General features: G+C 35.8%; 9 protein-coding genes and 1 tRNA gene. 1 reads left to right on the top strand and 9 read right to left on the bottom strand.

Annotated features, from left to right (window positions below; all coding sequences use genetic code 11):
• Window positions 1-9: 9 nt before the first annotated feature.
• The 5 genes from WMO42_RS12230 to arcC form a co-directional block, all read right to left on the bottom strand.
• Entirely contained in the window at window positions 10-1,680 is a 1,671-nt protein-coding gene (locus tag WMO42_RS12230) for a formate--tetrahydrofolate ligase (RefSeq protein WP_055174998.1), read from the bottom strand.
• A 114-nt stretch (window positions 1,681-1,794) separates the two neighbouring features.
• Window positions 1,795-4,587, bottom strand: coding sequence for a DNA translocase FtsK (locus tag WMO42_RS12225; protein ID WP_349192396.1), 2,793 nt, complete (start codon window positions 4,585-4,587; stop codon window positions 1,795-1,797).
• A gap of 151 nt (window positions 4,588-4,738) precedes the next feature.
• On the bottom strand, window positions 4,739-6,376 hold the full coding sequence (locus tag WMO42_RS12220; RefSeq protein WP_055174348.1) for an ATP-binding cassette domain-containing protein: 1,638 nt from the start codon (window positions 6,374-6,376) through the stop codon (window positions 4,739-4,741).
• Between the two features lie 52 nt (window positions 6,377-6,428).
• Window positions 6,429-6,884, bottom strand: coding sequence for a hypothetical protein (locus WMO42_RS12215; RefSeq protein ID WP_147581263.1), 456 nt, complete (start codon window positions 6,882-6,884; stop codon window positions 6,429-6,431).
• 138 nt (window positions 6,885-7,022) lie between these two features.
• On the bottom strand, window positions 7,023-7,961 hold the full coding sequence (arcC, locus tag WMO42_RS12210; protein ID WP_055307061.1) for a carbamate kinase: 939 nt from the start codon (window positions 7,959-7,961) through the stop codon (window positions 7,023-7,025).
• 238 nt (window positions 7,962-8,199) lie between these two features.
• Here arcC and WMO42_RS12205 point away from each other — a divergent pair, with 238 nt between their 5' ends.
• Entirely contained in the window at window positions 8,200-9,003 is an 804-nt protein-coding gene (locus WMO42_RS12205) for a S8 family peptidase (protein ID WP_349192395.1), read from the top strand.
• On the opposite strand, the gene WMO42_RS12200 is transcribed toward WMO42_RS12205, so the two are convergent.
• The 4 genes from WMO42_RS12200 to WMO42_RS12185 all read right to left on the bottom strand — a co-directional run bounded on the left by WMO42_RS12200 (window position 8,990) and on the right by WMO42_RS12185 (window position 11,189).
• Window positions 8,990-9,691 (bottom strand): SdpI family protein, encoded by a 702-nt coding sequence (locus WMO42_RS12200; RefSeq protein WP_349192394.1) that lies wholly within the window; start codon window positions 9,689-9,691, stop codon window positions 8,990-8,992. The genes WMO42_RS12205 and WMO42_RS12200 overlap by 14 nt on opposite strands.
• A gap of 14 nt (window positions 9,692-9,705) precedes the next feature.
• Entirely contained in the window at window positions 9,706-9,975 is a 270-nt protein-coding gene (locus WMO42_RS12195) for an autorepressor SdpR family transcription factor (RefSeq protein WP_022501415.1), read from the bottom strand.
• Between the two features lie 621 nt (window positions 9,976-10,596).
• Window positions 10,597-10,848: a hypothetical protein gene (locus tag WMO42_RS12190; RefSeq protein ID WP_022501416.1), complete on the bottom strand. Its 252-nt coding sequence runs from the start codon at window positions 10,846-10,848 to the stop codon at window positions 10,597-10,599.
• Between the two features lie 270 nt (window positions 10,849-11,118).
• Window positions 11,119-11,189 (bottom strand) — tRNA-Trp (locus tag WMO42_RS12185).
• Between the last annotated feature and the right edge of the window lie 90 nt (window positions 11,190-11,279).

The following is an 11,279-nucleotide window of genomic DNA, read 5'->3' as shown; positions in this document are numbered from 1 at the left end:
TCAAGACACCTAGAATAATCCTGTTATCTTCTCATTCTCTTCATCATAATCAATGCCTTCTGCCGCTGGCACTTTAGGAAGTCCTGGCATAGTAAGAACTTTTCCTGTAAGTGCTACAACAAAGCCTGCACCAGCATCAACATACACTTCTCTAATATTAATTGTAAAACCTTCTGGTCTTCCTAACTTAGATGCATCATCAGACAAAGAATACTGTGTCTTAGCCATACATACAGGAAGATTTCCAAAGCCCATCTGTGTAATATGGTCAAGTTCCTTCTTAGCCTTAGAATCATATGTAACACCATCTGCTCCATATATTTCTTTAGCTATTGTCATAATCTTATCCTCTAATGGAAGTTCATCTTCATATAAAGGCTTAAAATTGCTCTTCTTATCAAATGAAGCAAGCACCTTATCTGCAAGTTCTATTCCGCCTGCTCCGCCGTCTGCCCATACATTAGATAATGCAAATTCACAGCCTAATTCTTCACAGTGCTTCTTTATGAATTCATATTCTTCCTCTGTATCTGTCACAAATGAGTTGAGTGTAACAACTACAGGTACACCATACTTGTGAATATTCTCAATATGTTTATCAAGGTTTACTATACCATTCTTTAAAGCTTCCATATCTGGCTTTGATAATTCCTGCTTAGGAACTCCACCATTGTATTTTAATGCCTTAACAGTAGCTACAATAACAACTGCATCAGGCTTAAGTCCAGCCTTTCTGCACTTAATATCAAAGAACTTCTCAGCTCCAAGATCTGCACCGAAACCAGCCTCAGTAACAGCAATATCTGCCAGCTTTAAAGCAAGCTTTGTTGCTCTTACAGAATTACATCCGTGTGCAATATTGGCAAATGGTCCACCGTGTACAAGCACAGGTGTATTCTCTAGTGTCTGAATCATATTAGGCTTTATTGCATCTTTTAATAAAGCTGCCATAGCTCCTGTTGCCTTTAAATCCTTGGCTGTAACAGGATCTCCTGCATAATTATATGCAACAATTATCTTGTCAATTCTTTCCTTTAAATCTTTCATATCCTCAGCAAGACAGAGTATAGCCATAATCTCTGAGGCTACTGTAATTATAAAATGATCTTCTCTTGTAACACCATTAGGCTTGTCACCAAGTCCGATTACGATATTCCTAAGAGTTCTATCATTCATATCCATACATCTCTTCCATACAATCCTCTTAGTATCTATTCCAAGAGCATTACCCTGATGTATATGATTATCAAGCATTGCTGCAAGAAGGTTGTTAGCTGATGTTATCGCGTGGAAATCACCAGTAAAATGCAAATTAAGATCTTCCATAGGAACAGCCTGTGCGTATCCGCCGCCGGCAGCTCCTCCCTTTATGCCAAAGCAAGGTCCTAATGATGGTTCTCTTAATGCAGCAATTGCACTTATTCCTTTCTGGTTAAGTGCTTCTGTGAGTCCAAGACTTATTGTAGTCTTTCCCTCACCTGCCGGAGTTGGATTGATAGCTGTAATAAGAACAAGCTTTCCATCTTCGTTATTCTCTACTCTGTGGATAAGCTCATCTGATAACTTAGCCTTATACTTTCCATACATTTCAAGTTCGTCTTCTGTTACTCCAACCTTTGCCGCAACATCTTTAATATTCTCTAAATGTGCTTCCTGTGCTATCTGAATATCGCTCTTAATTTCCATAATTTCATCCTTTCCCGCAGCGTAATTATAATGACAGGACTAATGCCCTGACTATGATACTTATGCTACTACATATATCATATATAATCTATTTTGTACATATATTCATTATATATTTTTAATAAATTCTTCAAATTCCTCTGCTGTCATAAGCACCTTCCTTGGCTTAGTGCCAATCTCTGGTCCTACAACACCGGCATCTGCTAACTGGTCCATTATTCGTCCTGCCCTGTTGAAGCCAATCTTAAACTGTCTTTGTAACATTCCAATTGAACCTCTCTCTTTCTCAATAACAAAACGTCCTGCATCTGCAAATAATGAATCTCTGTCATCCTGCTGTTCTGCTGCCTGTCCACCGGCTTTTGAAGCTATGGCAGTCTCCGTTATGCTCTCATCGTAATTAACCTCGCCTGACATATTATCTTTAAGGAACTGAACAACCTTTGACACTTCTTCATCTGACACAAATGCTCCCTGAACTCTGATTGGCTTAGGTATATTAGATGGGAAGTATAACATATCGCCTTTACCTAACAGCTTTTCTGCACCATTCATATCAAGTATAGTTCTTGAGTCAACACCCGATGACACGGAAAATGCTATTCTTGACGGTACATTTGCCTTAATAAGTCCAGTTATTACATTAACCGATGGACGCTGTGTTGCTATAACCATATGGATACCTGCCGCTCTTGCAAGCTGTGCAAGCCTGCATATTGCATCTTCGACCTCTCCTGGTGCTACCATCATAAGATCTGCAAGCTCATCAATAATTATAACTATCTCTGGCAGCTTTTCAACAGGAATTTCACCTTCTTTGAATTCCATCTTTGCAGCTATGTCATTATAGCCCTTAAGATTACGTGCACCAACACCTGCAAACTTCTTATATCTTGTATTCATCTCATTGACTGCCCAGTTAAGAGCACCTGCCGCCTTCTTAGGCTCTGTCACAACCGGAAGCAGCAAATGTGGTATTCCATTATATATGCTTAACTCAACAACCTTAGGGTCAACCATAATAAGCTTTACTTCATCAGGGCGTGCCTTATATAAAATACTCATTATAATTGTGTTAATACATACTGATTTACCTGAACCAGTAGCTCCTGCAATAAGAAGGTGAGGCATTCTTGCTATATCTGCAACAATGGTCTTTCCTGCTATATCCTTACCTGCTGCAAATGCAATCTTTGACGAAGTATTCTTAAATGTATCAGTTTCTATTAGCTCTCTTAAGAATACACTGCCTGCCTCTTTATTAGGAACTTCTATTCCTATGGCTGATTTGCCTGGAATAGGTGCTTCTATTCTTATATCTGCTGCCGCAAGGCTTAACTTAATATCATCTGCTAAAGATACTATCCTGCTTACCTTAACACCAAGCTCAGGCTTTAATTCGTATCTTGTTACTGATGGTCCGCAGCTTATATCTGTAATATCGACCTTAACACCAAAGTTCTGCAATGTCTGCTTTAATGTGATTGCTGTATCCCTGTTCTCACGCTCAAGATTAGAAGCTTTCGAATTAGTATTGCGGTTAAGCAGGCTGACTGGCGGGAACTTATACTGCTTAGAACTTTCAGCCGATGAATCAGCTGTATTTTCTTTAACCTGCATATCCTCTGTCTCAGATGGATTAGACACATCTGACGTATTATCCGTATCTGATGTATTAGTCATATCTGATACATTAGCCATACCTGATATATTAGCCACACCTGATATATCAGTCATATCTGTTACATTAGCCATACCTGATATATCAGTCATATCTGATACATCTTCTGACATATTATCATCTTTATCAGGTATGTCATATGACTCGTCCAAATCAACCATCTCGTCCCGATGTTCGCTTTCATTTTCTTCTGATGCACTATCTGTATGCAGCTCCCATACTGGCTCTCTGCTTATACGAGGCATAGGTGTAATCAACGGATCATATATATCATCACTATACATATCATCTTCATTATCCACGGCCTCTATCTCTGTTATATCTATATCTGAACCTTCATTCCTGTTATCATCATATATTGTAAGGTCATTAGTAACACCCCTAACAACATTATTCATACGTGCATTAGCAGAGGCTTCTTCTCTTGCTTCTTTCTGTGCCATTCTTACACGATTGGAATGTTCCTTATATTCTGAATAATCTTTTCTTGCCTCACTTACTATCCTCTCTCCGCTATTACGGATACCTTTGATAAATGATTTCTCTGTAATAACAATTATACAGATAATAGCAAGAATTATAAGTATAACTAAAGAACCTGCCATACCCAGTGGATTTAACATCTTACATAATATCCCTCCAAACAGGCCGCCTCCAGTCTTATACTCTGAACAATATGTAAAATATGTACCAACCGGCTCTTTTATATCCGGCACATTAGTAACTCTCTGCCACAAAGCTGCCGCAATAACCGACAATACATATGCCATAGCTGCTTTAATCTTCATAACTCCGATAATATCTTTATTGGCAAGCATAAACATAATACTTACAGCTATAATTACCGGAACTATATAAGCAGCAATTCCAAATAGTCCAAACATAAACCATTTAATTGAACGCCCAACAATTCCTGCCATATTAAAATTACTGAGCAGGAGGATAATTGTACACGCTAAAGCTATTAAAAGAACTATCTCATCCCTTAGCTGGTTATTCACCTGCGATGAATTGCTTCCTGTATTCCTTGAAGATGAGCTTCTGGAACCAGAACTCCTTGTATTAGAGCTTTTCGTGCCATTTCCTTTGGAATTAGAGCTTTTCTTAGTTGTATTGCTATTTCCTGAATATGAAGTTTTACCTGATTTGCTGTTAGACGTTGTCTTTCTTTTGGTACTGCTGGTCTTCTTGCCTGTACTCTTACTTCTGCCTGAAGCCATATATCTAACTCCTCCATATACTACTATTAAAATTAGGTAGTGACAACTTGTGTATACACACTTACATTGTATACATATGCTATCAACACCTGACTAATACTAATATATGGGGATGCCACATTCGTGACAACCCCATCCTAAGCATTAATAATTAATCTTCATCATCACTTGCAGCTTCTGCAAATCCCTGACGTTTTCTTGCCATCTCATCGCTCTCAAGATACTCATCGTAAGTTGTAATCTTATCAATAAGCTGCCCTGATGGAACGATTTCCATAATTCTGTTAGCTGTAGTCTGAATGAACTGATGATCGTGTGATGTGAAAAGTGCCACACCTGGGAACTTAATCAGTCCATTATTAAGTGCTGTAATAGACTCCATATCAAGGTGGTTAGTAGGGTCATCAAATATAAGTACATTAGAACCCATAATCATCATCTTGGATATAAGACATCTAACCTTCTCTCCACCGGAAAGTACCTTAACCTTCTTAACACCATCATCCCCAGCAAATAACATACGTCCAAGGAAACCTCTTACATATGTAGGATCTGGATCTGGTGAATACTGTGTAAGCCATTCAACAATTGTATCCTCTCTGTTGAACTCTGCCGCACTATCCTTAGGGAAATATGCCTGTGAAGTTGTTACACCCCATTTGTATGAACCCTCATCTGGCTCCATATTACCTGTAAGAATATTAAATAAAGTTGTAGTTGCTAATTCATTAGAACCAACAAATGCAATCTTGTCATCTTTATTAACAATAAATGATATATTATCAAGCACCTTAACACCATCAATTGTCTTAGAAATACCTTCAACCTGAAGTACTTCATTACCAATCTCTCTTGCTGGTCTGAAATCTATATAAGGATACTTTCTGCTTGATGGTCTGATTTCATCAAGTTCAATCTTCTCTAATGCTCTCTTTCTTGAAGTAGCCTGCTTAGACTTAGACGCATTAGCTGAGAATCTCTGAATAAAATCCTGAAGTTCCTTAATCTTTTCTTCCTTCTTCTTATTAGCTTCCTTCATCTGCTTAATAATAAGCTGGCTTGATTCATACCAGAAATCATAGTTACCAGCATAAAGCTGAATTTTGGCATAATCAATATCTGCAATCTGTGTACATACCTTATTAAGGAAATATCTGTCGTGTGATACAACGATAACAGTATTATCAAAATTAATAAGGAATTCTTCAAGCCACGCAATAGCATCAAGATCAAGGTGGTTAGTAGGCTCATCTAATAAAAGAATATCAGGATTACCAAATAAAGCCTTAGCAAGAAGAACCTTAACCTTCTCACTACCATTAAGTTCTGACATAAGCTTATAATGAAGATCTGTAGTAATTCCAAGCCCGTTAAGAAGCTGTGCAGCATCTGATTCTGCTTCCCAGCCATTCATATCAGCGAACTCTGCTTCAAGCTCACTTGCCTTATTACCATCTTCCTCTGTGAAATCTTCTTTAGCATATATTGCTTCTTTTTCTTTCATTATTTCATAAAGGCGTGTGTTACCCATAATAACAGTATCTAATACAGTGTACTCATCATACTTGAAGTGGTCCTGTTCAAGGAATGATAATCTCTGACCTGGTGTAATAGATACATCTCCCTTACTTGGTTCAATCTGACCAGTAAGTATTTTTAAAAATGTTGACTTACCTGCACCATTAGCACCGATAAGACCATAGCAGTTACCTTCTGTAAACTTAATATTTACATCTTCAAAAAGGGCCTTTTTACCTATACGAAGTGTTACATTGTTTGCACTAATCATTAATCATAACCTCCAGTAATGTTAAACATTACAATTATAGATGGAATTGGGATTAATTGCAAGTATTCTGATTGAATATATCATTGACAACATTACACACAATATCATCAGCAAGCTGATACATCTTACAATTCATCTCATAATTGTCCTCGCACTCCTCACAATCACATATAACACTTTCAAGCCAGCCACCTCTTTTGGGCAAATTCTTAATCTTAATATGGTTGTTGACTACATATAATTTAATCTTCCCCTGTTCTGATAATTTCTTAACAAGCTCCAGATAATATACTCCTTTAATGTCATTAAGCATTTCATATGATATAAATAACACAACATACCTGTGCTTAATAAACAGTTCATTATTCTTTCTTGTATTCATCTGCCACAGCAGATTATTAACCCTCCCTTCCTCAAATACATTCAATACATTAATACCCTTAAATTCTAAATGTTCCATCAGACTATCCATATCTGAATTCTTCTTTTGCATCCCCATTAAAAGCAAAACAACACCTCCTGATAATTATTATAACCATATTCTACCACATAATTATATATATTATCGAGAGATGTTGTAATTCATCAAATATATGTTGTAATTGAACCACTTATTGTTGTGCAGGTTCCATTATATGTCACCCAGTTAAGCTGTTATTGTAGTTCCTGCCTTTCCGTCTAAGCCTTCTTTAGCCTGCTCAAGATTAGCAATAACTGCCTTTCTGTCTGAATCAGCTGCAACAAATCTAATTGATGCATCTACCTTAGGGAATGTTGTCTTAGCTGGGAAATGTCCAGCTTTAATATACTGGTGAAGATCTGCTGCTGATACATTGTCAAATACCTTCTCGTCAGCTGTTCCCTTGCCAATTGTTAGCTTATCATAAGCTGTAAGGAATAATAATGTATCTGCTCCGACAAGTTCTGCAAGCTTAGCTGCTGTGTAATCCTTCTCTATAATAGCTGATGCACCCTTAAGGTGTGAACCTTGCTGTAATACTGGAATTCCACCACCACCGGCAGCAATAACAATCTGATCTGCATCAAGAAGTGCCTTAACAGCATCAATCTCATATATATCAATAGGCATTGGAGCTGCAATTATTCTTCTGAACCTGCCTGGTTCTTCTTCAACTACATAGTTACCCTTTTCTTCCTCTGCTTCAGCTTCTTCCTTAGTCATATATCTTCCGATTATCTTAGAAGGCTCAGAAAATGCTATATCAAAAGGATCAACTCTTACCTGAGTTATAATTGTTGAAACTGTCTTATAGATACCTCTGTTAAGAAGCTCCTCCCTGATTGCATTCTGTAAATCATAACCTATATAGCCTTCACTCATAGCACCACATACTGACATAGGAGCAACAGTCCTGTCTTCTGGCTCGAGTCTTGCAAATTCTGTCATAGCTGTCTGAATCATACCAACCTGAGGACCATTGCTGTGTGTAATTACTATCTGATACTTAGCTTCTACTAAATCTGCAATAGCCTTAGCTGCTTTCTTAACATTTGCCTGCTGTTCTGGGAATGTTTCTCCGAAAGCATTTCTTCCTAATGCAACAACAATTCTTTTCTTGTCCATAACGCAACCTCTCACTTTTCACGAATATTATACATATTATCAATGCCTTTAATCTTACATAAAAACTTTCTACTCGAAAATCTCAGATAAAAGCAATTCCAATTACTTAAATGTATTATGTATTTGAATATTATATAAGATTTTAATACAAAAAGCAAATATAAGACATCAATAATCAACGCACCAATCACAATTATTATGAATAAAATATTTATATAGAGCATAACTGAGGATAGATATGAATAATAATATAGGTGTTGCTGTACTTGATACAGGCATATATAAGCATATAGATTTTGGAAACCGGATAATCGCATTTAAAGATTTTATTAATAATAGAGTATTTCCATATGATGACAGCGGTCACGGCACGCACGTTTCAGGCATAATCGCAGGCGATGGCTATGCAAGTCACGGCCGATTCAAAGGAATAGCCCCTATGAGCCAGATTGTATCTGTTAAGGTGCTTGACTCCAACGGCAATGGCAATATAGAAAATGTTATTAAAGGCACTAAATGGATAATCAATAATAAAGATATTTACAATATAAAAATAGTAAATATTTCCTTTGGCACTACCCACAACCCCTCCAATACTTCTGAACTAATAAAAAATGTGGAAAATATGTGGAATGAAGGCATTATTGTTGTTGCCGCTGCCGGTAATAGCGGTCCAAAGTCCCACAGCATAACCGCACCCGGCACAAGCCGCCTTGTCATTACCGTTGGCTCTATTGATGATAAGACATTTAATTCCGGCCGCGGTCCTACTCTTGATGGCATTCTTAAGCCCGAACTTGTTGTCACTGGCTCTAATATCACAGCGTGCAGTAATAAAAAAAATGGATATTCCACCAAAAGCGGAACATCCATGTCTGCACCAATTGTAAGCGGTGCAATCGCCCGTGTTCTTAATAATCACGATTATACTCCTGACGAAATCCGCCAACGGCTTAAAAAATGCTGTCACAAAGTCAATCTTGCCACCAATCAGCAGGGCTGGGGACATCTTGATATAATACAATTTATTAAAGGCCCTTGACCTTATAAAGCCAGAATGAATAAGCAACACTTCCTATGCCTGTCACAAGAAATACAACCATAAATATAATAATTGTCACTTCATCACTTAATACATTATTAAGCAATGCAATTATTATTGAAATAACACCTGCTACAACATATAGCTTACCTGCCATTCTATGTGTCATATTCCAATTCTCTTCGCTATTTAATGTCCACGGAACTTTAATTCCTATTGTATAATTCTGTTTCAACTTTGGCATATAATTACCAAGCCCTATAAACATAACACCAATGATAAAAAATACTGCCATTGTCATACTTACTTTACCACCAAGTGCTATTATATATATAAGTACATTAATTAAAATGGTAATCAATGGAACAATCCATATTGATACAAGTACAGGTTTATGATGAATCTGCTCTTTTCTTGGGTCAATATATAATTTAATAAGTACACCAATCTGGATAATTGCACACAGACAAGGCATTATAAATATTCCCTCAGCCTTAGTCGCCAATCTGTCTACATTGCCTTTAATTCCCCAATGAACAGGCAATTCATCGGGAAGCTTATTCCACAACGCCAATCCTATAATAATTGGTAGCAATGTAGCGATAACCGATATTACTGCCATTGAAAGGCTTATATTAGAATTATTACGGCTATTATCATTTTGATAATCAGTATTATTATCTTTCATAGATACTCTTCCTCCTAATTTTCTTTATTCTTTAAATCAGATAACCACATCATCAGTTCCTCTAGTACTGTGAGATTTAATTCATAGTAAATAAAATTCTTTTTTCTATTTTCTCTTATTAAATCTGCCTTTTTTAATACTTTCAAATGATATGATACTGTGGCTTGTGTCATATCGAACTGTTTAGCAATCTCTCCCGCCGAAAGAGGCTTATTCTTTAACATCTCTAAAATATCCCTCCTTGCCGGATCAGATAATGCCTTAAAAGTATCTGCAAATGCCAAACATATCACTTCCTAACTTTGTCTAATTATTGTTCCATTCCGTGCTGTATTATAATTATAATTTATACTATTTAGAAAAATATCTAATTAGAAATCTATCTAAATAGTAATACATATTATTTATAAAGTCAATATGTATTATCTATTTTCTTACATTTGTTAATTATCTCTTTTATTTGAAATTGAATATAAGTTTTTTATCAATATATTTTAACCACCATCAAAGTTATTTCAAAAAAGATTAAACCGCCCTCAGCCATTGAAATTAAAGGTCTGAGGACGGTTTCTATCAACACATTTTGTCCTATAAGTCACATTTTCCTATAAGTCTATTTTGTCCTATAAATCTATCTTATCTTATAAATCTATCTTGTCTTATAAGTCTTAATTTCTATTTCTAATAACTCGTAAACTTAAACACATACAATTTAATATTGGGGAACAATTAAAATCAAATAAATAAGGTCTTAAAAATCAAAAACTGCATAATTCTCCTCCATCTCTAGGTGGGAATTTGCGTATTTTGACTTTTAAGACCTTATTTATTATAACCTTCTAAGCTTTGAATATTTTAAAATTTTAGCATTTTAAATTTTTCTATTTTAAAATGCTAAATGTTCTTTAAAGCAAATTATTGATTATAGGATATATATTAATAAATCCCTCTTTCTGCTGTTCTGCCATCTGTCTTGTATATTGAAGTACATCTAACATAAAATACTGAATTGCAATCATTGCAAGTGCTAATACTATAATTACAACAAGTGGTATCCACTTATGCTGCTTTAACCTGTCCATTAATTTGCCGTTATTCTTACCGCCCGCTCTATTACCATTGTTCTTATTATTCTTAAAATAGCTGCTGTCTACCATATACGCTCCTGAATATATTATTAATTATGCTATAATAATTGATTATATACATATCTTCTTAATGATAACATTATATTATTTCTGACGCAATATTTATAATTATGATTTACATAAGTTTAATAAATAGCTTTATCTTTTAGTCATATCGCATAAGTTGCTTTGACAATAAGCTGATAAACTTTATTTCATAAGATACTAAATTAAAATAAAAAAAGCTTTTACATTATCTCCTAATGCAAAAACTATCTTCTAACTTATATAAAATTATAACAGGGGTGGAGAGAATCGAACTCCCACCAAAGGTTTTGGAGACCCCTATGATACCACTTCACCACACCCCTATCTAAAGGAATAGATTGCTCCTTCAAAACTGCACATTAAATATATCTTATACATCCGTATCCTGTCAAGTACTTTCGTACTTTCCTTAA

Origin of the sequence: Lachnospira sp. CLA-JM-H23, from assembly GCF_040096425.1 — a bacterium.
Taxonomy (GTDB): domain Bacteria; phylum Bacillota; class Clostridia; order Lachnospirales; family Lachnospiraceae; genus Lachnospira; species Lachnospira rogosae.
This window is presented reverse-complemented; position numbering and strand designations above follow the sequence as displayed.

What these genes read in the sequence shown, in the direction of transcription:
- WMO42_RS12225 (WP_349192396.1), bottom strand. Translation starts at nt 4,587, where the DNA reads ATGGCTTCAGGCAGAAGTAAGAGTACAGGCAAGAAGACCAGCAGTACC.
- WMO42_RS12220 (WP_055174348.1), bottom strand. Translation starts at nt 6,376, where the DNA reads ATGATTAGTGCAAACAATGTAACACTTCGTATAGGTAAAAAGGCCCTT.
- arcC (WP_055307061.1), bottom strand. Translation starts at nt 7,961, where the DNA reads ATGGACAAGAAAAGAATTGTTGTTGCATTAGGAAGAAATGCTTTCGGA.
- WMO42_RS12205 (WP_349192395.1), top strand. Translation starts at nt 8,200, where the DNA reads ATGAATAATAATATAGGTGTTGCTGTACTTGATACAGGCATATATAAG.
- WMO42_RS12200 (WP_349192394.1), bottom strand. Translation starts at nt 9,691, where the DNA reads ATGAAAGATAATAATACTGATTATCAAAATGATAATAGCCGTAATAAT.
- WMO42_RS12190 (WP_022501416.1), bottom strand. Translation starts at nt 10,848, where the DNA reads ATGGTAGACAGCAGCTATTTTAAGAATAATAAGAACAATGGTAATAGA.